This window comes from Rhodococcus artemisiae, assembly GCF_036327795.1.
GTDB classification, from domain to species: domain Bacteria; phylum Actinomycetota; class Actinomycetes; order Mycobacteriales; family Mycobacteriaceae; genus Rhodococcus; species Rhodococcus artemisiae.
On record NZ_JAUTXY010000020.1, the window covers coordinates 22,069 to 44,945 of the forward strand.

Genomic DNA, 22,877 nt, shown 5'->3' on the forward strand with positions numbered 1-22,877 from the left:
CTCGGCTACGGGTAGGTCAGTGCGACACGGCCTTCTCGACACCGACACCGGTGAGCGAGCGGACCTCCATCTCTGCCTGCTTGAACGGATCCTCCGGCTTGTTGCGGCCGATGTAGGTGCCGATGATACCGAGGGCGAAGGCGAGCGGGATGGACACGATGCCCGGGTTGGACAGCGGGAAGAACGAGAAGTCGACATCCGGGAACATCGACGACGGGCTGCCCGAGACCGCCGGGGAGAACACGATCAGCAGCAGGCAGCTGATGAGGCCGCCGTAGATGCTGAACAGTGCACCGGTTGTGTTGAACTTCTTCCAGAACAGCGAGTACAGCAGCGTCGGCAGGTTCGCCGAGGCGGCAACGGCGAAGGCGAGTGCCACGAGGAAGGCGATGTTCTGCCCCATGGCGAGGATGCCCAGCACGATCGAGACCAGGCCGATCACGACGACCGTGATGCGCGAGACCCGCACCTGCTCGTCCTCGGTGGCCTTGCCGTGCTTGAGCACGCTCGCGTAGATGTCGTGTGCGAACGATGCGGATGCCGTGATCGCCAGCCCTGCGACCACCGCGAGGATCGTGGCGAATGCGACCGCAGAGATCACCGCGAGGAAGATCGTGCCGCCCAATTCGTACGCGAGCAGCGGAGCCGCAGCATTCTCCTTGCCCGGAGCATTCAGGATGACGTCGGGACCCACCATCTTCGCGGCTCCGTAGCCGAGCACCAGCGTGAACAGGTAGAAGGCTCCGATCAGCGCGATCGCCCACGTGACCGAACGGCGCGCTTCCTTGGCGGTCGGGACGGTGTAGAAGCGCATCAGGACGTGCGGCAGACCGGCAGTGCCGAGCACCAGCGCGATACCCAATGAGATGAAGTCGATTCGAGTCATGCCACTGATGCCGTACTTCGCACCGGGCGCGAGGATGTCGCGGCCGGCGACCGCTTCGTCCGTCGAGTTCGATGCCATGGCCTGAGCGTCGGCGAGCAGCTGCGAGAAGTTGCCGCGCACCGCGAGCAGCACGAGGACGAACATGACGCCTGCACCCGCGACCAGCAGCACCGCCTTGACCATCTGGACGTACGTGGTGCCCTTCATGCCGCCGACGAGTACGTACACGATCATGAGCACACCGACGACGGCGACGACGATCGCCTGGCCGGCCTTGTCCTGGATGTCGAGGAGCAGGGCGACGAGTCCACCGGCACCGGCCATCTGGGCGAGCAGGTAGAACAGTGACACCGCGAGTGTCGACAGTGCCGCAGCCATACGCACCGGGCGCTGCTTGAGCCGGAAACTCAGAACGTCGGCCATCGTGAATCGCCCGGTGTTGCGGAGCAATTCGGCGACGAGCAGGAGTGCAACGAGCCACGCGACGAGGAAGCCGATGGAGTACAGGAAACCGTCGTAGCCGTAGACGGCGATGGCGCCGGCGATGCCGAGGAACGACGCGGCCGACAGATAGTCGCCGGCGATGGCGAAACCGTTCTGGGGACCGGAGAACTGGCCACCACCGGTGTAGAAGTCCGATGCCTTCTTCGTGGTGCGGCTGGCCTTGATGACCAGGCCCATCGTGACGACGACGAACGCCACGAAGATGGCGATGTTGAGCAGCGGGCTACCGACGTCGGTGCTGCCCTGGGCGAGTACGGTCATTGCTGCGGCCCTTCCAGTTCGTCGCGGATCGCTGCGGAGCGCGGATCGAGTTCACGCCCGGCGAACTTCACGTACACGGCGGTGATGATGAACGTGGTGACGAACTGTCCGAGCCCGAGGATCAGGCCGAGGTTGATGTTCCCGATCACCTTCGTCGCCATGAAATCCGGCGCGTAGGTGGCGAGCAGAACGTACAGGGCGTACCAGGCCAGGAAGAACACCGTCACCGGGAACACGAACCGGCGAAGACGGCTACGCAACTCCTGGAATTCCGGACTCGCCTGCATGTCGACGAAGTCCTGCGGCGTCGGTTCTCGCCGCTCCGGTACGTCACTCTCGCTGAGTGGTGCTGTGGTCACTGCCGACTCCTTGGTCGTACGTGTGAGGTGTAGTGCACACAAACGCTAATGAGATGGCGGTCACACAAATAGGGGTGCGTACCGGTTGTACGCCGAGCTGTCGTGGCGTGCGCCGAACGGTCACCTCATTGCGACGAACGGCGGTCCCCGAACGCGCCGAGCTCTCGGTCGCGTCCCATCCCGAGCCGCTCCGGCACGTGCATCCGAGAGAACGTGCGACCGACGTCGGCGGGCACCTTCTTTCTCGTCGCAAGGCTCACCCCGATCATGACGAGGAACGCCAGCGGCACGCTCACCGCGCCCGGGTAGGCGGACAGCACGGCCGGCCACCCCCCGGCGACCGAAGGATCGAAGCGCACGAGAACAGTGAGCAGCGCAGCACCGCCTGCCACGACACCACCGACAACCATGCCCGCAGCGGCACCGATCGCGGTCAGCCCGCGCCACCAGATCCCCAGTACGAGCAGCGGACACAGCGTGGACGCTGCGATCGCGAAGACCTGCCCCACCGACCTCGACAGATCCAGCGACACCACCGACACCGCCAGGAACAACGGAACGACCCCTGCCAGAACCGCTGCCATCCGGAAGTCCCGGACCCGTCCACGCAGCACGTCGGTCGACAGCACCCCCGCGACACTCACGAGCAGGCCGGACGACGTCGACAGGAACGCCGCGATCGCGCCCGACGCGACGAGCGCAGCGAGCAGCTGACCCACCCATCCCGAGAGCACGGAGTTGGGCAGCAGCAACACCGCGGCGTCCGAGCGGCCCGTGATGAGCAACTGGGGCACGTAGAGGCGCGCGAACACCCCGAGGATCGTAGGGAAGAGATAGAACAACCCGAGCAGCCCGATCACGGCGAACGAGGTCACACGCGCCGTCCGTCCGTCCGGGTTCGTGTAGAACCGCACCAGGACGTGCGGCAGGCCCATCGTCCCCAGGAATGTGGCGATCATCAGCGAATACACCTGGAACAGGTGATGTTCGCCGCCTGCACCGATACCCGCGCCCGGCGACGCCCACGCATCGTTGTCGGACGGCGCACCCGCCACCACCGGCACGGACGAACCGGCGTCGAGCACGAGTTCGGTGCCTGCACCGAGTTCGTGTTCGCCGGGAGTCAGCACGATCCGGCCCGCCACCGGCCGGGAGTCCATCTCACCCGTCACGGTCGCAGAGATCGGCTCCGCGACCTGCACGATGACGTCGACGGTGATGTCGACCGTGGTGGTCTCGGTGACGGTGGGCGGCACCGGTTCGTCGACACCGCGGGGGTCGTTCACGAAGTAGATCGTGAGGAACAGCGCGGGAACCGCGACCGCGGTGAGTTTGAGCCAGTACTGGAAAGCCTGTACGAACGTGATCGACCGCATCCCGCCGCCCACCACGTTGGCGATCACGATGACGCCGACGACCGCCGCGCCGACCCAGGTCGGCAGTCCGAGCAGGATGTTGAGCGTCAGTCCGGCTCCCTGGAACTGCGGCACCAGGTAGAGGACGCAGATGATCGCGACGATGATCATCGACAGCGACCGCACCCAGGGTTCCCCGAGTCGGAACTCGGCAAAATCCGGCACGGTGTACGCGCCCGAACGACGCAGCGGAGCAGCAACGAACAACAGCAGACCGAGGTATCCGGCGGTGAACCCCACCGGATACCACAGGGCGTCGGTGCCGTACTTGGCGACGAGACCCGCAACACCCAGGAACGATGCGGCAGAAAGGTACTCACCCGAGATCGCCGCGGCGTTCCAGCGAGGACCGACGCTACGGGACGCGACGAGGAAATCCGAGGTGGTGCGAGAGATCCGCACCCCGTACACACCGATCGCGACGGTCGCGATCGCGGCGGCGACGATGCCGACCAGGGTAAGGACAGGAACCGAGGTGTTCACGGGCGTGGAACCTCAGTCGTCGGTCAGGTCGGTGAAATCCTGCTCATTGCGTTCGGCCAGGCGCACGTACAGCCACGCGCAGCCCAGGAGCAGGAGATACGAGGCGAAACCCAGCAGAATCCACGGAACTCGTACCTTCCACAATGCGAGGTCGGCCAGCGTGGGAAACAGGGCGAGCACGATGGGGATCGCACCCAGCAGGCACACCGGGACCACCGCGATCCGCAGAGCGAGCCCGAGTTGCGCGCGCACGAGACCGCGGACCATCGCGTCACCCACCTCGGTCTGCTGCTGCACTTCGACACGCGTACGCACCATCCGCGCACCACGTCTCTTCGCGAGCACGACGCGTTCGCGATTCGGCCCCGATGTGGGTCGAGTGGAAGGGCCTGTCACCGCGATGTCCACGACTGCATCGGGCCTCGGATCAAACGGTCCTTGAGTTCGCGGGTGTGACGGCGACTGACAGGCAACTCGACCGGGGCCTCACTGCCGATCGGTTTCATGCACACGACCAGGCCGGTCCCGGCACTTCGGATACCGGTCACCAGCGGCAGCGACACCAGGTACGAGCGGTGGACACGGAGGAAACCGGCATCCGCCCAGCGGCTCTCCAGCGACGAGATCGGGATCCGCACGAGGTGCGATCCGGTGTCGGTGTGCAGGCGCGCGTAGTCGCCGTCGGCCTCCACCCAGCGCACCGACGACCGCGACACCAGCGTGGTCACACCACCGAGTTCGACGGGGATCACCTCGTCGCGCGACTCCGCGTCGGCATTGTCCGACGGCGCCGGTCGGTGACGTTCGACGATCCGACGTACAGCCTCGGCGAGCCGCTCCTCCCGCAACGGCTTGAGCAGGTAGTCCACCGCGCCCAGGTCGAACGCCGACACGGCCCGGTCGTCGTGGGCGGTCACGAAGACCACCGACGGTGGGGTCGCGAAGTTCCGTAGGATCCCGGCGAGTTCGAGCCCGTCGAGTCCCGGCATGTTGATGTCGAGGAATACCGCGTCGATGCCGCCGTCGCGCAGTAGCCGCAGCGCGGTGGTCGCATCGCTCGCGGTGTGCACCTGTCCGATCTCGGGACGGGCACGCAGGAGATAGGCCAGCTCGTCGAGCGCGGGTGGTTCGTCGTCGACGGCGAGCACGTTCAAGGTGTCGGGAGTCTCGTTCACAGCAGACTCATCGTGCCACGAACGGCTCCGATCACGGCCGGATACCCGCCCGGAACTTCGGCACCCGCATGCTCACCTTCGTGCCGGCGCCCGGCGCGGTGTCGACGACCAGGCCGTAGTCGTTGCCGAACGCTGCGCGCAGCCGGTCGTCGACATTGGACAGGCCGACGTGCGCGGATTCCTTGACCCCGCTCCCCTCGGTGCCGTCGGCGGTCGAATCGAGCACGCCCGACCGCAACAGTTCCGGATCCATTCCGACTCCGTCGTCCTCCACGCTGATGATGCAGTCGGTGCCCTCGTCGGCAGCCACGATCGTGATGGTGCCTGCCCGAGTCGACTTTCCGGCGATACCGTGCCGCACCGCGTTCTCTACGAGCGGCTGCAACGCCAGGAACGGCAGGGCAACGTTGAGGACCTCGGGCGCGACCTGCAACCGAACCTCGAGTGCGTTACCGAAACGGGCGCGTTCCAGCGTCAGGTACCGGTCGATGTTGCGCAGTTCATCGGCGAGCGACGTGTATTCGCCGGTCGCGCGGAACGAATAGCGAGTGAAGTCCGCGAAATCGAGCAGCAGCTCGCGGGCCCGGTCGGGGTCGGTGCGCACGAACGAGGCGACAGTATTGAGCGCGTTGTAGATGAAGTGCGGGCTGATCTGTGCTCGCAGCGCACGCACCTCGGCACGGTCGAGACGAGCACGGGACGCATCGAGTTCGGCGAGTTCGAGCTGGCTGCACGCGTAGCGGGCCACCTCGGTGAGAGCACCGAGCAGCGCAGGCCCGGGATCGGTGGTGGTGACGACGCCGAGCACACCGGCGACACCGACCTCGTCGATGACCAGTGGCTGCGCGATCAGGGCACGCGCCGCGACATCGTCGGGTCCGCGCGCGAGGGAGTCGTGTCCGACGAGGACCCGACGCTCGCCGTCGATCGCGCGGGCAGCGGCGTCTCGTACCTGCCCCGACAGCGATTCGAACGGCCCGTCCCATGCGAGCAGGCCGCCGTCCGCATCGAGCAACGCCACTGCCTGCACCTCTGCGAGGAGCATCCGCAAGTGCGGGGCCGCTTCCTGCGCCGAGGTCGCGTCCAGCCCACTGCGCAGGGGCCTCGCCGCGAGCGACGCGGTGTGCAGTGTCGCGTGGACGGCACGCTCGGCGGGTGTCGTGACGACCCGGCGGGTACGCGCCCACACCGCGGCGATCCCCGCGACAACGCAGAGTGTCACGAGAGCGACGACGACGAGGACTGTTCCGGTCACGGACCTACGCTACGACGCGCAGCAGGCAACAGCGGTGTGACGCACACGGGCCGGATCAGTCGCGGCCGCGCCGGTCGATCCGCTCCTCTGCCGCGGCCTCCTCGATGTCGAGGCTCTCGAGTTCGGTTCGGAGGGTTTCGTCGTCGAGTTTGCCGTCGTCGCGTGCGGCGATCAACGCGGTGCGCTGGGCCCGCAGGACGCTACGACGGAACTTGTCGAACATCGCGCCTACGTCCGGGCCTTGCTCGACCTCGACCTCGGATTCGGCGCGCTCGACATCGCCTCGTGCGCGGATCGATCGTTCGACGCGCTCGAGGATTCGCTGCATCCTCTCGGCGTCGGTCCCGCTCGGAAGTTCTTCGGAGAGGGCGCGCAGTCGGCCCCTCGCCGCGTCCGAACTGATGGACCGGGCCAGGGCCCGCTGCTCCTCGGCGCGCAGTCGCTCGTACGGGTCGGTGACGTCGAGGCGACGGATCAGCGCGGGCATTGTGGAGCCTTGGATGAGCAAGGTGCCGACAGCGACGACGATCGCGGTGAGGTGGATGATCTCGCGGCCGGGGAACGGCTCGCCCGAGGCCAGGACAACGGGGACACCACCTGCGGCGGCGAGGGTCACGACGCCCCGCATCCCGGCCCAGGACACCACGACGTGTTCTCGAAAGGTCAGCGGGTCGCGGCCGAGCCTGGTCAGTCCGGCCTTCCGGACGGCTCGTCGCCTGCCCCAGTTCAGCAGGCCCCATACCGGGCGGACGAGCATGACCACGACCAGCACCGCGAACGCATACAGCAGGATCGTGACGACGTCGTAGCCGTTGTCGGTCACTTCATCCAGCACGAACTTCAGCTGCAACCCCATGTACGCGAACACGAACATCTCGAGCAGGATGTCGAGGCTTTCCCAGACGAACCGTTCCTGCAGCCGCGTCGTCACCGACAAATCGGTCGCACGGTGTCCCATGTACAGACCGGCCGCGACGACCGCGAGTACTCCGGATGCGTGGATCTCCTCGGCAACGAGATAGGCGGTGAACGGGATAACCAGGCCGAGTGAGGTTTCCAGCGAATGGTGATCCATGTGGGATCGCACCCACTGCACGGCGATCGCCAGGACGAGCCCGACTGCAACACCGCCCGCAACCTCGTAGCCGAAGAACACCACGGGCGATTCGACGAACACTTCGGTACCGACGACCGTGGATACCGCGACCGTGAACAAGGTGAGGGCGGTGGCATCGTTGACCAGGCCTTCTCCGGTGAGGATGGCGATGACCCGCTTCGGCAGTCCGAGTTTCCGCCCGACCGCGACCGCGCTGACCGCATCGGTGGGTGCGACGACGGCACCGAGGACCAACGCCGCTCCGAAGGTGAGTTCCGGTACCAGCCATTCCGCGAAGAACGCGACGGCGAAGGCAGTGACCAGCACCGTCCCTACACCCAGCCGGAGAATGTGCGACAGATTGCGCTTGAAGGTGGGAACGGAGAAGCGCAGTGCCGCCGAGTACAGCAGCGGCGGCAGGACGACCCCGAGAAGTACGTGCGGCTCGAGTTCCAGTCGTGGCAGGCCTGGGACGAACGACGCGATGGCGCCGATCACGACCAGTACGAGCGGGGCCTGCAGATTCCCGCGGTTCGCCAATCCGGTCACCGCGATCGCCGCGATGACGACGAGCAGGATCCAGGTTCCGTTCACGGGTCGATTCTCACCCGAGACCGCCGCCGCCGGGACGTGATGCGCCGTGTTCTCGCGCACGCCACGCAGTGTGGCGTGCGCGAGCAGGGAGGACTCAGGCGGTGCCGAGACCCTTCTTCGCCGCATCCTGGGCGGAATCGACCTTGTCGGCGAACTTGCCGCCGGTCTTGTCGTCGGCCAGGTCACCGACCTTGTCGATCGCCTGGTTCACCTTGTCCGGGTGCTGGGCGGCAAGGTCTTTGCCTTTGTCGACGATGCCCTTGACCTGATCCATGAAGCCCACTGCTGGTCCTTTCGTTCGGGTACAGCGGCAGTCAAGCTTTCCACAACCCGAACAGGACGGCAGGGACGCCCGGCGAACGCGAGTTACTGCGGGGGTTGCGGCGGCGGGTTTCCGTCGCCCTGGTCCGGTGTGCCTTCGCCACCCGACCCGCCGAGGTGCTTCTTCGCGGCGTCCTGCGCCTTGTCGACGTGCTGCGAGTACTTACCGCCGGTCTTCCCGTCGACGGCGTCGCCGGCCTTGTCGATGTAGCCGTGGGCCTTGTCGGGATTCTGTGCCGCGTAGTCCTTACCCTTACCGAGCAGTCCCTTGAGCGAGTCCATGATTCCCATGCCGTACTCCTTCTGTGGATGGAGTCGTCGACACGAGTTCCCGCGAGTACTCCTGCGAAACTGCATCGACGAGTCCGGGCAGCGGTCGTCGGTCAGTGTACTCCCGGGAGCAGGTCGTCGGGGGCCGCAAACAGACGCCGATGCTCGCCGTGCAAACGTCCGGACACCCACCAGATGACCTCGACCAGCACCACTCCGATCGCGCCACACGTCACGGCGATCGCCGAATAGGCGGCGTTCGACGGGTCCAGCGCGAAGAATTCACGCGTGAACGGCACCGAGAACAGGACGACGTATCCGAGTAGCGAACCGCCGAGCAGCACGATCTTCCACCACTGGTACGGACGTGCGACAACGGCGAGGACCCACAGCGCGATCATGATCAGGGTGATCAGAGCCGACGTCCCGGCTTGGATCTTCTGTTCCTCGGTCTGATCCGGCCCGCCGTAGACGAGGACATAGCAGACGAATGTGGCCACACCGGTCACGACGCCCGACGGAATCGCGAGTCGCATCACCCGCGACACGAACCCCGACCGTGCACGCTCGTTGTTCGGTGCGAGCGACAACAGGAAGGCCGGGATACCGATGGTGAACCACGCAGCGATCGTCACGTGTCGCGGCAGGAACGGATACGGCAGCGGTTCGAAGTCGAAAACCTGTGACAGCGCTCCCGACACACCGATCAGGAACGCGAGCAACACCGAGTACACGGTCTTGGTGAGGAACAGGTTCGAGACCCGTTCGATGTTGCCGATGACGCGGCGACCCTCCCCCACCACATACGGCAGGGTCGCGAACTTGTTGTCGAGCAGGACGATCTGCGCGACCGAACGGGTCGCCGGGCTGCCCGCTCCCATCGCGACACCGATGTCGGCGTCCTTGAGCGCCAGCACGTCGTTGACACCGTCGCCGGTCATCGCGACGGTGTGCCCCCGCGACTGCAGAGCTCCGACCATCGCGCGTTTCTGATCCGGTCGGACGCGTCCGAATGTCGTTGCGGATCCGACAGTCTCGGCAAGCGCATCCGGGTCCTGGGGCAACGTACGGGCGTCGACGGGGGCGTCACCGCCCGGAAGACCCAGCGACGACGCAACCGCACCCACCGATACGGCATTGTCGCCGGAGATCACCTTGACCTCGACCTTCTGACCGGCGAAGTACTCGAGGGTTTCCTGCGCGTCGGGACGGATCCGTTGCTCGAGCACCACAAGCGCCTGCGGAGTCACCGTGCCGGGCGCATCGGGATCGTCGACCGGACGGTCGCCCGAGGCGAGCAACAGCACCCGCAAGCCCTTCGATCCGATGTCCTCCGCCTGCCGCGCAAAATCCGATGCGGGGTCCAGCAATACGTCGGGAGCACCGAGCAGCCAGTTGCCGCGCCTTCCGTACGACTGTCCGCTCCACTTCTTCGCCGACGAAAACGGCGCGACCGCAGTCGACTCCCCCCACCCCGGATCATTCGGTAGTGCCTCGGCGATCGCGAGCACACTCGCGTTGGGCCGCGGATCGTCGGAGGCGAGCGCGGCCAATGCCGCCCGCACGACATCGAGATCGGCGCCGTCGGCGACGACGATGTCCGCCAACCGCATCCCGTTCTCGGTGAGCGTGCCCGTCTTGTCGGCGCACACGACGTCGACGCGGGCAAGCCCTTCGATCGCGGGCAGTTCTTGCACGAGGCATTGGCGGCGGCCGAGCCGGATCACGCCCACCGCGAACGCGATCGACGTCATCAGCACGAGACCTTCGGGCACCATCGGCACGAGCGCCGCGACCATACCGCTGAGCGCCGGCCCGAGCGCCTCACCGCTCGAGAACAATTGGTTGTAGATGATGAGCAGGCCCGCCGGAATCATCAAGTAGGTGATGAACTTCAGGATCTTGTTGATGCCGGAGTTGAGTTCGGAATGTACGAGAGTGAACTTGCTGGCCTCGTCCGCGAGCCGCGCGGCGTAAGCATCGCGGCCCACCTTCGTCGCCCGGTACGCACCGCTGCCCGACGCCACGAAACTGCCCGACATCACCGTCGACCCAGCCGTCTTGTCGATCGCGTCGGCCTCGCCGGTGAGCAGCGATTCGTCGAGTTCGAGCGCTGCTGCGTCGACGACGACGCCGTCGACCACGAGCTGATCGCCGGGGCCGAGTTCGATGATGTCGTCGAGCACCACCTCACGCGGTGACAGCTCTGCGGATATGCCGTCCCGCCGCACCACCGGTTTGGCCTGACCGACGATCGCGAGCTTGTCGAGTGTGCGCTTGGCGCGCACCTCCTGGATGATGCCGATCCCGCTGTTCGCGATGATCAGCAACCCGAACATGCCGTCGATGATCGACCCCGTGAACAGCACGATCAGGAAGAGCACACCGAGGATCGCGTTGATGCGCGTGAACACGTTGGCGCGCACTATGTCCTTGACGGACCGTGATGCCCTGTCGGGGACGTCGTTGGTCTCGCCACTCGCGACCCGTTCGGCGACCTGCTCGGTCGTCAGACCGTTCACGACATGCTCAGGATCGGTCGTGATCGTCTCGCTCGGCCCGACCGTCACGGTGGGCTCGTCTGATGCCATAGCGAACAGGTTATTCCAGGCCGCGCCGACCGGCGGTCTCCGCTGCCGATCGCCTCACCCGCGCGTCACCCCAGCTCCACCCACCACGTTTCCTCCGCCCGCGGCCGCGACACGTCCACCCGCTGTCCCGGCATCGGCACGGCCGTGGCGACGCCGTCGGCCTCCGCGGCGGGCAGGAGGCGCGCGATCGGTTCCGACCAGGCATGGAACGCGAGGTTGAACGTGCCCCAGTGCACCGGCACGAGGAGGCTGTCGCGACGTTCGGTTCCGCCGAGGTCGAGGTGGGTGCGCACCGCCTCTTCCGGGTTCATGTGGATGTCGGGCCACCGTAGGTCGTACGCCCCGACGGGGAGCAATGTCAGGTCGAACGGCCCGTACTTCTCACCGAGATCGGCGAATCGGCGGGTGTATCCGCTGTCGCCGCCGAAGAACACCGAGTGGGCGGGACCGGTGAGCACCCACGACGACCACAAGGTGATGTTGCGTTGCAGACCTCGGCCCGAGAAATGGCGGGCTTCGGTGCACGTCACCTTCAGTCCGTCGATCTCGGTGTGTTCGTCCCAGTCGAGTTCGACGATGCGCTCTTCGGGCACCCGCCACTTCCGCAAGTGCGCTCCCACCCCGACGGGCACGAGGAACTTGGTCCGGGGCTGTGTTGCCGCGAGCGTTTCGACGGTGAAGCGATCGAGATGGTCGTAGTGGTCGTGGGAGATGATCACCGCGTCGATCTGCGGGAGCACCGAGAGTTCGACCGGCGGGCGATGCAGGCGCATCGGGCCGATCGTCGACGAGGGCGAGACCCGATCGCTCCACACCGGGTCGGCGAGCACTCGATATCCGTCGATCTCGACCAGGGCGCTCGAATGCCCGAACCACGTCACCGCAAGCGGCCCGGAGTCCACGGGCGCGACGTACGGCGCGATCGGGACGTCCCGCATCGGTCTTCCGCGGGATCCGCGGGCGAGCAGGTCCTTGACGAACCCGCCGCCGGCCTCGGGATCGAGGGCAGACGAGGGCTCGGTGTTGTGGAACCGTCCCTCCCGGTACTGCGGCGATCCGGCCGCATACGGGCGAATGTCGGACACCGACGCACCGATCGATGTGGGCAGCCCGCGTGCGGCGCGGGCGAGCCACGCGAGCCCGACGCCCGCGGCGGCGGAGGACGCCACCCGCCCGAGGTTCATCGGCCCTGGAAGATCGGGTCGCGGCGTTCGGCCCGCGCTCGGCGTGCTTCCTGCGCGTCCTCACTGAGCCACGCCGCGGCGGCCGCCGCCTGCTGTTCGGCGGTGGGATCGCGGCGAGTGCCGTCGTCGTTGAGGAACAACTTGTGTGCGTGCATCGACAGCGGCGCGAGCTTCGCAATCTCCTGCGCCCACTCCTGAGCGGTCGCCAGATCGCCGATCCTGTTGGCGAGACCGTAGGCGAGCGCATCATCGGTCTCGATCGCCTCGCACGCGAGCATCACCGTACGGGCGCGTCCACCACCGACAATGGATGCGAGTCTCCGCACCGTCCACCGGTCCACAGAGATACCCAGCTTCGCTGCGGGTACCGCGAACCTCGCACCGGGCGCAACCACGCGCAGATCGCAGGCGAGCGCCAGCTGGGTGCCCGCGCCGATCGCGGGACCGTTGACTGCGGCGACCACCGGGAGCGGTGCGTCCACGATCGTGCGGAGCAACTCCGCGAGACTGTCGGTGAATCCCTCGGCGTATACATCGCCGGACAGATCGGCACCCGCACAGAACGACGTACCGCGTCCGGTGATCACGACCACCCGCGCGTCGTCCTCCACTGCCTTCTCCACGGCCTCGCGGATTTCCACACACAACTGGGTGGTGAGTGCGTTGCGGCGTTCCTCGCGCTGGAGTTCCACTGTCACCACGGCACCGTCGCGGCTGTTTCCGATCATCACTACCCCATCCTGTTCGACTCGAGCATCCGCATCATCCCACCACCACGCCCGCGGTGAGGAAGTCGATGACCATTGTCCCTGGACCCGGCGACACCGACGGCGAACAATGGTGGCAAGGTCCGACCTGTCGCACGAGTACGGAGCCACCATGAGCACCCGGATTCCCGATTCCGACGTTGTGCGGATGGCCGTGGATCTCGCGTGCCGCGCACCGTCGGTACACAACAGCCAGCCATGGCACTGGCGGTACGAGACCGGGGCACTCGATCTGCACGGCGACGCGTCACGCATGCTCGGGGCCATCGACCCTTCGGGCAGGCAACTCGTCCTGAGCTGCGGCGCAGCGCTGCATCACCTGCAGGTCGCGTTCACCGCATTGAAATGGTCCACCGAGGTCCGGCGTCTCCCCGACGGTGCACACTCCGATCATCTCGCCACCGTGCGTTTCGGGCACGGTGCCCGACCTGCCTCGCACGATTTCGATCTCGTGGCGGCGATCAGGCGACGCTATTCCGACCGTCGACCGCTCGCAGCCCCCAACGCAGCCGCGACGCGGAGCGTCGTGTCGTGCGTCGGGCCGAGTGACGCGCAGGTCACGGTCCTGTCTCCCGATGCACGGGAGATACTGGCCGATGCGACCGCGCGCAGCGCCGCGCTGCGTCGCTACGACACCGCCTACCAGGAAGAACTCCATTGGTGGGCCGGACACACCACCGCGACCACCGGCATTCCTCCCGAAGCATTGGTGACCACGGAGCAACATCACCGGGTCGACGTCGGACGCCACTTCCCCGCGGGCAGCAGAACCACTCCGGACGGCACAGCAACCGAGGTCGATGCGTCGACCGTCCTGCTGGTCAGCACCTCGTCGGACGAGCGGCACGCGTGGCTGGCCGCCGGTCGGATGCTCTCGGAACTGCTTCTCGAGGCGACGGCGCACGGCTTGGCGACATGCCCCCTGACACACGTGACCGAGCTCCCGGGCAGCCGGGAGATCATCGCCGGGCTCATCCCCGGTGGCGGCTGTCCGCAGGCGCTGATCCGGATCGGGACAGCCGCTGCCGAAGGCCGGCCGGCACCGACGCCGCGCCTGCCCACCGAATCGGTGTTGTCGGTCGCGCCGAGCCGGCGCTGACCGACCACTCGGCAGCGACCTCGATCAGTCGTGCTCGGCCACGCTCGTCATGCCTGCTCGACGATCGACGGCTGTCCTGCGTCGTCCACTGTCTCGACCGGGCCGGTGAACTGACTGATGTACAGGTCGTAGTAAGCACCGCGGACTGCGAGCAACTGCTCGTGATTGCCCTGCTCGACGATGTGTCCGTCCTCCATCACGACGATGACATCGGCATCACGGATCGTCGAAAGCCGGTGCGCAATGACGAAACTCGTCCGATCGGTGCGTAGTGTCGCCATGGCCTGCTGGATCAGCAGTTCGGTGCGGGTGTCGACGGAGCTGGTTGCCTCGTCGAGGATGAGTACGACCGGCTTGGCCAGGAATGCTCGGGCGATCGTGATCAGCTGTCGCTCCCCGGCACTGACGCCGCCGCCTTCCTCGTCGAGCATCGTGTCGTACCCGTCCGGCAAGGCCCGCACGAAGTGGTCGACGTGGCTCAGCTCGGCCGCCTCGATCACTTCTTCACGGCTGGCGGTCGGGTCACCGTAGGCGATGTTCTCGTAGATGGTGCCGCCGAACAGCCACGAATCCTGCAGGACCATCCCGGTGCGTTCGCGCAGATCGTCGCGGGTCATGCGCCGTGAATCCACACCGTCGACGCGGATCGTTCCCGAGTCGACGTCGTAGAACCTCATGATGAGGTTGACGAGGGTGGTCTTGCCTGCGCCGGTCGGTCCCACGATCGCAACCATGTGCCCGGGCTCGGCCACCAGCGACAGGTTCTCGATGAGCGGTTTGTCCGGCACGTAGCGGAACGACACGTCGTCGAAGTCGATGCGCCCGCTGGTCGTCGACGGGGTCTGCGGGTCGGCCGGATCTGCGCTCTGCTCCTCGGCGTCCAGAATGTCGAAGATCCGCTCTGCCGAGGCCACTCCGCTCTGCAGGAGGTTGACCATCGAGCCGATCTGGGCGAGCGGCTGGGTGAACTGACGCGAGTACTGGATGAACGCCTGCACCGACCCGAGGCTGATCGAGCCCGACGCGACCTGGAGTCCACCCACGACCGCCACCGCGACGAAGTTCAGATTGCCCAGGAACATGATGGTCGGCTGGACCAGCCCGGAGATGAACTGGGCGCGCCAACTCGAGTTGTAGAGCTTGTCGTTGCGGGTGTCGAACTCGTCCTCGACCTCCTGCTGCCGACCGAACGCCAACATCAGTTCGTGTCCGGTGAACGCTTCTTCGACCTGAGCATTGAGTTTGCCGGTCGACGACCACTGCGCGGAGAAATGCGGCTTGGATCGCCGGGCGATCAGGACGGTCGCGACGATAGACAGCGGGATCGCCACCAGCGCGATGATCGTGAGCAGAGGCGAGATCGAGAGCATCATGATCAGGATCGCGATGACGGTCAGCACCGAGTTCAGCGCCTGCGAGACGGTCTGCTGCAGGCTTTGCGACAGATTGTCCAGGTCGTTGGTGACGCGGCTGAGCAGATCCCCGCGCGGGGTCGTGTCGTAGTAGTGCAGAGGCAGACGATGGACCTTGTCCTCCACATCGGAACGCAATCGCTTGATCGTGCCGACGACGACGATGTTGAGCAGATAGGCACCGACCCACGCGAGCAGCGCCGATCCCAGGTACAGGGCGAGAACCGTCAGCAGTACCCGTCCGACGGCGGTGAAGTCGATGCCGACCCCGGGGGTGAGATCCATCGAGCCGACCATGTCGGCGAACGTGTCCTGTCCCTGTGCCCGGAGGTCGGCGACCGCCTGCTCCTTGGTGGTACCGGCGGGGAGCATCCGGCCGATGACACCGTTGAAGATCAGGTCGGTGGCGTGACCCAGGATCCGTGGGGCGATCGCCGTGAGGATCACCGATCCGACGGTCGCAGTCAGGATCACGATCATGAAGCCGCGATACGAGACGAGCAGGTGCAGCAGCCGCTTCATGGACGGCACGAACGATCGGGGCTTCTGCACCGGGGCACCCAGCGGCTGCCTGCCGCCCGGGCCGGTCACGACCGCTCCTCGACGGCGAGCTGCGATCGGACGATCTCGGAGTAGGTCTCGCACGAATCGAGCAGCTCGTCGTGCTGCCCCAGCCCCACGATCCGTCCGCGATCGAGTACCACGATCTGGTCGGCGTCCATGATCGTCGATACGCGCTGCGCGACGATGATCACCGCCGAGGCGGTGGTCGCGGGCCGCAGCGCAGATCTCAGGCGCGCGTCGGTCGACAGGTCGAGAGCCGAGAACGCGTCGTCGAACAGATAGATCGACGGCCGGCGGACGAGGGCCCGCGCGATCGCCAGGCGCTGGCGTTGGCCACCCGAGACCGTCGTGCCGCCTTGTGCGATCGGCGTGTCCAGTCCCTGCGGCATCGCGCGGACGAACTCGTCGGCCTGCGCGATGCGCAGTGCCTCCCAGACCTCGTCGTCGGTGGCGTCCGGCTTCCCGTAGCGCACATTGGATGCGACGGTGCCGGAGAACAGATAGGCCCGTTGCGGCACCAGCCCGATCTCCGCCCGCAGCACGTCGGGGTCCAGGTGTCGGACATCGGTACCGCCGACCAGGACCGCGCCGTCGGTGACATCGATCAGGCGCGGCACCAATCCGATCAGGGTCGTCTTGCCCGAGCCCGTCGACCCGATGACCGCGGTGGTGGTGCCGGGGTCGACGCGGAAGGTCATTCCATCCAGAACCGGACTGTCGGCGCCGGGGTAACGGAACTGCGCGTTGCGGAACTCCACGGTGGCCGGATCCGCGTCGAAGCCGATCGGTTCGGCGGGCCGAACCACCGAGGTCTCGGTCGCGAGGACCTCACCGATCCGTTCCGCGCACACGGTTGCTCGCGGAGCCATCATCGCAAGGAACGACGCCATCATGACCGACATCATGATCTGCATGACGTAGCTGATCATCGCACTCAGTGCACCGATCTCCACAGTGCCGTCGGAGATCTCGTGCCCGCCGACCCAGATGATCGCGACGATGGTCACGTTCGTGATCCCCATGACCACGGGAAACATCAACGCCATCATCCGTCCGACTCGCAGGCTCGCGTCCGCGAGTTCGTCGTTGGCAACCTCGAACCTGTCGGCTTCGTACCGTTCCCGGACGAATGCGCGGACCACGCGGATCCCGGTGATCTGCTCCCGCAGGATCCGGTTGACGCTGTCCAGCCGGGCCTGCATCACCCGGAAGCCGGGGACCATCACCCGGATGATGAGGGCCATCGTGATGCCGAGGATGGGTACCGCCACCACGAGTACCCACGCCATGGGTGCCGCGACGTGAATCCCCATGGCGATCCCGCCGATACACATGATGGGTGCCGTGACCAGGATGAACGAACTCATCACCAGCAGAAGCTGGACCTGCTGTACATCGTTGGTGGTACGGGTGATCAACGACGGCGCACCGAGCGTGCCGACTTCGCGCGCCGAGAAGGTGTTCACCCGGTGCAGCAGATCGTGACGGAGGTCGCGTCCCACGGCAAGCGCCCCGCGGGCACCGAAGTACTGCCCGTACATCATGCAGACCAACTGCACCAACGCCACCGCGAACATCCAGCCGCCGATCCGCAGGATGTATCCGGTGTCGCCTTTGGCGACACCGTTGTCGATGATGTCGGCATTGAGCGTCGGTAGATAGAGCATCGCGACAGTTGCCACGAACTGCAGGATCACCACCGCCACGACGTTCACGCGATATCGCGGCAGGTAGGTGACGATCAGGCGGATCAGCATGACGTCATCACCTCCACGACATTAGCGGGAGCGATCATGATTCGACCAGAGAATTTCACCGGTCCGATTACGTCCGCGCCGTTCGTTCTAGGAAACGAGCCCCTCGGAGATCAACCACTCGTACGCGACCTCCGACGGCTCCTGCCCTTCGATGTCGACACGCCCGTTGAGGTCCTGCATCACGTCCTCGGTCAATCGCGCCGAGAGCGTGCCCAGGAGTCCGGCGATCTCCGGATGCGCTGCCAATACCTCTCCACGGACCACCGCGGTCCCGCTGTAGGGAAGGAAGAAACTTCGGTTGTCCTCGAGGACGACGAGGTCGAGGTTCCGCACGCGGCCGTCGGTGGTGTAGACCATCCCGAAATTACAGGGCTCACCCGACGCGGTGGACGTGTAGATCACGCCCGTGTCCATCCTGGTCACATTTCCGGCGGGAACACCATTCGGATCGTTGAACGGAATCCCGTATGTCTCGAGCATCGGAACGAAACCATCCGGGCGGCTGAAGAACTCGTCGTCCACACAGAACGTGCGCTCCCCGATCGGAAGGCTCGCGATGTCTTCGAGGCGCTGCACGCCGAGTCGCTCCGCGGTGGGGGAGGACGCAGCGAACGCGTACGTATTGTTGAAGTTCGCGGGCGGCAGCCATTCGAGGTCGTATTCCTGTTTCTCGATCTCGCGGACGCGTTCCCAGAGTTCGTCCGGATCGGCGATCGTTTCGGTCTCTCCGTGATAGTTCACCCAGCCGGTACCCGTGTACTCCCAGACGATGTCGACGTCGCCGTTCAGCAGCGCCTGACGCGACGATGCCGATCCCGGTGCACCCGTGAGGTCGGAAACGTCCGCGCCGGCAGCAGCAAGATAGGTGGCCGTGATCTTGCCGAGGATGACGCCTTCCGTGAAACTCTTCGACGAGACGACCAGCGAAGCTCCGGCCAAGGGCTCATTCCCGTCCGGAAGGGCAGCTTTCCGGAACGTGCCCGACGAACTGACCAGGCCGCATGCGGCCAGAGTCACCGCACAGACCACGGCGACGAGCACGTGCGCACCGTGCCGGATCCGGGTCACGAGAGGCCTCGCGGTGTCGCGGCGAACTCGACGAGCCTGCCCAGCCAATCGATGATCAGCGCAAGCAGTGCCACGAGGATCGCGCCCGAGACGAGCAGCGCGGGAAGGAACAACGTGACCCCCGTGGTGATCAGCGTTCCCAGGCTCGCCGCCCCGATGAAGGTGCTCAGCGTCGCCGTTCCGACCAGGATGACCAGCGCGGTCCGAATACCGTTGAGAATGATCGGGACTGCGAGCGGCAACTCGACGCGCACCAGGGTGCGCGCGCTCGAGAAACCGATGCCTCGTGCCGCCTCGATCACCCGTCGATCCACCTGACGAAGACCGACGATGGTGTTCTGGAGGATCGGAAGAATCGCGTACACGACGAGACCGATCACCGCGGTCCGGAATCCGGTGCCGAGCCACATCGTGAACAGGACGAGCAACCCCACTGCCGGGGCGGCCTGTCCGACGTTCGCCGCATTGACGACGACCGGGTTGAGCCATCGCATCGAGTCGCGGCTCAGCAGGATCCCGAGGGGCAGGGCGATCACGATCACGATGATCGCCGCCACCACGGTCAGCACGATGTGGTCGACGATGGTCGCGCTCAGGTTGTCCCACCCCAGCGCTGCCTGTTCGGTTTCGGTGAACGACGACGTCAGGTACCAGAACAGGTACCCGGCACCGACCACGACGATGATCAGGGGCTCGAACCAGACGTCCACCGGCACACGGCGCGCGGAGGTCACGAACCCTCCTGGTGGTGGTCCTCTTCGTGCGAGATGTACGAGGGCTCCTCGTCGTCCGATCTCACCTCGGCCGTGTGCGCGCGAATCACCGCCATCACCGTGTCTATTCGCAGCGCTCCCCGCATCACTCCGCGGCCGTCGGTGACGAGGACTCCGCCCTGACTCGCGGCGAGCATCGAGTCGAGCGCATCGTTGAGCGTCGACGATTCGCTGACCACCGGGAGTCTCGCGTCGATGTAGTCGGAAATCTGTGGTTTCGTGGCGATCTCGGCGAGGGTGGGCCACGCACGCGGTCTGCCTCGTCCGTCGACGACCACGATCCAATCGTGGCCCGCAGCGCGGGCACGAGCCGCCACTTCCTCTGCGTTCTCCCCGACGGACGCGGTGACCACCTGTTCGTAGTCGACGTCGCGCACCCTCGTGAGTGTGAGCTGGGCGAGAGTGGCGCCGGACCCGACGAACTCCTCGACGAAGGGGGTGGCAGGGTTCGCGAGGATCTCCGAGGGTGTCGCATACTGCTCGATGCGGCCGCCCTCGGACAGGATGAGCACCTTGTCGCCGAGTTTCGTCGCTTCCTGGAAATCGTGCGTGACCAGGACGATCGTCTTCCCCAGCTCCTGCTGGATGGAGAGGAGGCTGTCCTGCAGGCGGACCCGGGTGAGCGGGTCGACCGCCCCGAACGGCTCATCCATCAACAACACCGGCGGATCTGCGGCGAGCGCCCGGGCCACACCGACACGCTGTTGCTGCCCGCCGGACATGTCTCTGGGGAGCCGGTCGGCGTAGGTGCCCGGATCGAGGCCGACGAGTTCGAGGAGGTACTCGGTGCGTTCAGCAATCTTTGCGCGACTCCAACCGAGAACACGAGGGATCGCGCCGACGTTCTTCGCGACGGACCAGTGCGGAAAGAGGCCGCCCGATTGGATCACGTAGCCGATCGACTGCCGGAGCCGGTCAGGATTCTCATCGGTGACGTCGCGGTCGCCGATGAGAATGCGGCCCTCGGTGGGCTCGATCAGCCGGTTGATCATCTTCAGGGTGGTGGTCTTCCCGCATCCCGACGGCCCGACGAAGGCGACGATGTCGCCGGCCTCGATATCGAGGTCGAGCCGTTCGACGGCGGGCTTCTCCTGTCCGCGATAGCGTTTGACCACGCCGTCGAGGCGTATCGAAGTGCCGGTGATGCGCTGATCCGCCATCAGAGTCCCTTCGGAATGGTCAGGCGCCCGAGCAGTACGAGCAGTGCGTCGAAAACCAGGGCCACGAGGACGACGAGGATGGTCCCGGTCAGTGCCATTTCCACGGCGTTGGTTCCGCCGAGACGAGCCAGTCCGTTGAAGATCAGCGAACCCAGCCCCGGACCGAGCACGTAGGCGACGATCGCCGCGACACCGACGACCATCTGCGTCGAGACGCGGATTCCGCTGAGGATGACCGGCCATGCGATCGGCAGTTCGACGAATGCGAGTATCCGCCATCGTGCAAGGCCGATACCCCGTGCCGATTCGACCACCGCCGGCGACACCGACCGCAACCCGACGACGGAACTGCCGATCACCGGCATTGCCGCGAAGAAGGCGAGCATCACGAACGAGGGGGTGACGCCGAGCCCGAACGGAATGATCAGCAGCGCGAGCAGGGCGAGCGACGGGATGGTCAGCGCCACGCGGCTGCCGGTGAGCGTGAGTGAGGACAGCACCGGGAGGCGATAGACAGCAATGCCGATCGCCAACGCGACGACACTGCCGACGAGGACGGTCTGGAACGCGAGGGAGGCGTGTTGGTAGGTCAGGAACAGCAAGGTCTCCTCACGGCCCTGTATATAGCTCCACAGACTCACGGCATTCCTCTTGTCGTTCGTGTCGAAGCCGCCTCGTGGTGTCGATGAGGCGTCATCCGCACAAAGCTAACGGCAACGGAGCGCGTGCGTGGGCAGTTCGCGTTGTTCGCCTGGCGGAGATCGAATCACTCGTCTTCGTCTGCGCGGGGACGACCGGGCCCCCGGATCCGCCCGGCATCGCGTGGCATCCGTCCCGCGTCTGTCAGGGCGCGACGGAGGACGAACTCGATCTGCGCGTTGGTGCTGCGCAGCTCGTCCGAGGCCCACCGCGCGAGCGCGTCGTGAACCGCGGGGTCGAGCCGCAGCAGCACCTTCTTACGTTCGGCCATGCCGTCGTCCTACTGGTAGAGCGAGCCAGTGTTGAGAACCGGTTGAGCGCTCTGGTCGCCACAGAGCACGACGAGCAGGTTGGAGACCATCGCGGCCTTGCGTTCCTCGTCGAGTTCGACGGTGTGCTCGGCTTCGAGCCGCGCGAGGGCGGTTCCGACCATCGACACGGCGCCCTGGACGATCTGTTCGCGTGCGGCGATCACCGCGCCGGCCTGCTGGCGACGCAGCATGGCCTGCGCGATCTCGGGTGCGTACGCGAGCTGGTTGATGCGGGTCTCGATGATTCGGACCCCCGCCGACTGCACGCGATCGTGGACCTCGTCCGACAACTTGGTGGTGATCTCGTCGGCATTCTGGCGCAACGACATCACCGTCTGCGGTCCGTCGTACGGGTAGCTGCCTGCGATGTGACGAACGGCGGCCTCGGTCTGGACCGCGACGAATTCCTCGAAGTCGTCGACGTCGAACACGGCGCGAGCGGTGTCCTCCACCTGCCACACGATGATCGCGGAGATCTCGATCGGGTTGCCGTCGGCGTCGTTGACCTTCGCTCTGCCCGTTTCGTGGTTGCGGATGCGCGTGGTGATCTTGCGGCGCGAATTGAGTGGGTTCATCCATCGCAGACCGGGTTCGCGCAGTGTTCCCGAATACGACCCGCCCAGCAACTGCAGTACGCGAGCCTCGTTGGGTTCCACCAGCACCAGGCCCGCGAGGAACACCGTGGCGACCACGAAGATCACCGCGCCGATGACGATCAGAGGAACATTGATCTCGATCGCGCCCCACACGATCAGTCCGATCGCGACGAGGTCGACCACGAGGCCCGCGACGAGTACCGCCCAGCCGTTGGACGAGCGGCCAGGTCGCTCGACTGTGAATGTGTCCGGTGTGTCCATGACGTTCCCTCCGATA

General features: G+C 66.0%; 21 protein-coding genes. 1 reads left to right on the forward strand and 20 read right to left on the reverse strand.

All coding sequences use genetic code 11. The features are described from left to right. Nucleotides 1-16 precede the first annotated feature (16 nt). The 12 genes from Q7514_RS29335 to Q7514_RS29390 all read right to left on the reverse strand — a co-directional run bounded on the left by Q7514_RS29335 (nt 17) and on the right by Q7514_RS29390 (nt 13,122). Nucleotides 17-1,651 carry a solute symporter family protein gene (locus Q7514_RS29335; protein WP_330136779.1) on the reverse strand — a complete coding sequence of 545 codons (1,635 nt, stop codon included), beginning with the start codon at nt 1,649-1,651 and terminating at the stop codon, nt 17-19. Next, complete coding sequence (locus Q7514_RS29340; RefSeq protein WP_330136780.1) at nt 1,648-2,010, reverse strand: DUF485 domain-containing protein; 363 nt, start codon at nt 2,008-2,010, stop codon at nt 1,648-1,650. The genes Q7514_RS29335 and Q7514_RS29340 overlap by 4 nt, the downstream gene beginning before the upstream one ends. A gap of 125 nt (nt 2,011-2,135) precedes the next feature. Beyond that, nucleotides 2,136-3,908: a sodium/solute symporter gene (locus Q7514_RS29345; protein ID WP_330136781.1), complete on the reverse strand. Its 1,773-nt coding sequence runs from the start codon at nt 3,906-3,908 to the stop codon at nt 2,136-2,138. Nucleotides 3,909-3,920: 12 nt separating this feature from the next. Beyond that, entirely contained in the window at nt 3,921-4,226 is a 306-nt protein-coding gene (locus Q7514_RS29350; RefSeq protein ID WP_241997214.1) for a hypothetical protein, read from the reverse strand. A 74-nt stretch (nt 4,227-4,300) separates the two neighbouring features. Further along, nucleotides 4,301-5,083, reverse strand: a complete 783-nt coding sequence (locus Q7514_RS29355) for a LytR/AlgR family response regulator transcription factor (protein WP_330136782.1) — start codon at nt 5,081-5,083, stop codon at nt 4,301-4,303. A gap of 31 nt (nt 5,084-5,114) precedes the next feature. Continuing rightward, the gene (locus Q7514_RS29360) at nt 5,115-6,338 is read right to left on the reverse strand and encodes a sensor histidine kinase (protein ID WP_330136783.1); all 1,224 of its coding nucleotides are present in this window, start codon (nt 6,336-6,338) and stop codon (nt 5,115-5,117) included. A gap of 55 nt (nt 6,339-6,393) precedes the next feature. Further along, on the reverse strand, nt 6,394-8,028 hold the full coding sequence (locus Q7514_RS29365) for a Na+/H+ antiporter (protein ID WP_330136828.1): 1,635 nt from the start codon (nt 8,026-8,028) through the stop codon (nt 6,394-6,396). A gap of 94 nt (nt 8,029-8,122) precedes the next feature. Continuing rightward, complete coding sequence (locus tag Q7514_RS29370; protein ID WP_330136784.1) at nt 8,123-8,311, reverse strand: antitoxin; 189 nt, start codon at nt 8,309-8,311, stop codon at nt 8,123-8,125. 83 nt (nt 8,312-8,394) lie between these two features. Further along, nucleotides 8,395-8,640, reverse strand: coding sequence for an antitoxin (locus tag Q7514_RS29375; protein ID WP_330136785.1), 246 nt, complete (start codon nt 8,638-8,640; stop codon nt 8,395-8,397). A 92-nt stretch (nt 8,641-8,732) separates the two neighbouring features. Beyond that, complete coding sequence (locus Q7514_RS29380) at nt 8,733-11,210, reverse strand: HAD-IC family P-type ATPase (protein WP_330136786.1); 2,478 nt, start codon at nt 11,208-11,210, stop codon at nt 8,733-8,735. A gap of 65 nt (nt 11,211-11,275) precedes the next feature. After that, nucleotides 11,276-12,394 carry an MBL fold metallo-hydrolase gene (locus Q7514_RS29385; RefSeq protein ID WP_330136787.1) on the reverse strand — a complete coding sequence of 373 codons (1,119 nt, stop codon included), beginning with the start codon at nt 12,392-12,394 and terminating at the stop codon, nt 11,276-11,278. After that, nucleotides 12,391-13,122 (reverse strand): enoyl-CoA hydratase, encoded by a 732-nt coding sequence (locus Q7514_RS29390; protein ID WP_330136788.1) that lies wholly within the window; start codon nt 13,120-13,122, stop codon nt 12,391-12,393. Before Q7514_RS29390 ends, Q7514_RS29385 begins: the two co-directional genes overlap by 4 nt. 151 nt (nt 13,123-13,273) lie before the next feature. On the opposite strand from Q7514_RS29390, the gene Q7514_RS29395 reads away from it, so the two are divergent. Then, nucleotides 13,274-14,260: an Acg family FMN-binding oxidoreductase gene (locus tag Q7514_RS29395; RefSeq protein WP_330136789.1), complete on the forward strand. Its 987-nt coding sequence runs from the start codon at nt 13,274-13,276 to the stop codon at nt 14,258-14,260. A 47-nt stretch (nt 14,261-14,307) separates the two neighbouring features. Here the strand turns inward: Q7514_RS29395 and Q7514_RS29400 are convergent, their stop codons facing one another. The 8 genes from Q7514_RS29400 to Q7514_RS29435 all read right to left on the reverse strand — a co-directional run bounded on the left by Q7514_RS29400 (nt 14,308) and on the right by Q7514_RS29435 (nt 22,861). After that, nucleotides 14,308-16,263, reverse strand: coding sequence for an ABC transporter ATP-binding protein (locus Q7514_RS29400; protein ID WP_408016212.1), 1,956 nt, complete (start codon nt 16,261-16,263; stop codon nt 14,308-14,310). Beyond that, a complete protein-coding gene (locus tag Q7514_RS29405) occupies nt 16,260-17,993 on the reverse strand; it encodes an ABC transporter ATP-binding protein (RefSeq protein WP_330136790.1) in 1,734 nt (577 codons plus the stop codon). Before Q7514_RS29405 ends, Q7514_RS29400 begins: the two co-directional genes overlap by 4 nt. Nucleotides 17,994-18,080: 87 nt before the next feature. Further along, on the reverse strand, nt 18,081-19,061 hold the full coding sequence (locus Q7514_RS29410; protein WP_408016213.1) for a glycine betaine ABC transporter substrate-binding protein: 981 nt from the start codon (nt 19,059-19,061) through the stop codon (nt 18,081-18,083). Then, the gene (locus tag Q7514_RS29415) at nt 19,058-19,795 is read right to left on the reverse strand and encodes an ABC transporter permease (RefSeq protein ID WP_330136791.1); all 738 of its coding nucleotides are present in this window, start codon (nt 19,793-19,795) and stop codon (nt 19,058-19,060) included. Before Q7514_RS29415 ends, Q7514_RS29410 begins: the two co-directional genes overlap by 4 nt. Then, nucleotides 19,792-20,994, reverse strand: coding sequence for an ABC transporter ATP-binding protein (locus Q7514_RS29420; RefSeq protein WP_330136792.1), 1,203 nt, complete (start codon nt 20,992-20,994; stop codon nt 19,792-19,794). Before Q7514_RS29420 ends, Q7514_RS29415 begins: the two co-directional genes overlap by 4 nt. Then, nucleotides 20,994-21,635 carry an ABC transporter permease gene (locus Q7514_RS29425; protein ID WP_330136793.1) on the reverse strand — a complete coding sequence of 214 codons (642 nt, stop codon included), beginning with the start codon at nt 21,633-21,635 and terminating at the stop codon, nt 20,994-20,996. Before Q7514_RS29425 ends, Q7514_RS29420 begins: the two co-directional genes overlap by 1 nt. Before the next feature lie 125 nt (nt 21,636-21,760). Continuing rightward, nucleotides 21,761-21,964 (reverse strand): hypothetical protein, encoded by a 204-nt coding sequence (locus Q7514_RS29430; RefSeq protein WP_330136794.1) that lies wholly within the window; start codon nt 21,962-21,964, stop codon nt 21,761-21,763. A gap of 9 nt (nt 21,965-21,973) precedes the next feature. Next, a complete protein-coding gene (locus Q7514_RS29435; protein ID WP_330136795.1) occupies nt 21,974-22,861 on the reverse strand; it encodes an SPFH domain-containing protein in 888 nt (295 codons plus the stop codon). Nucleotides 22,862-22,877 lie beyond the last annotated feature (16 nt).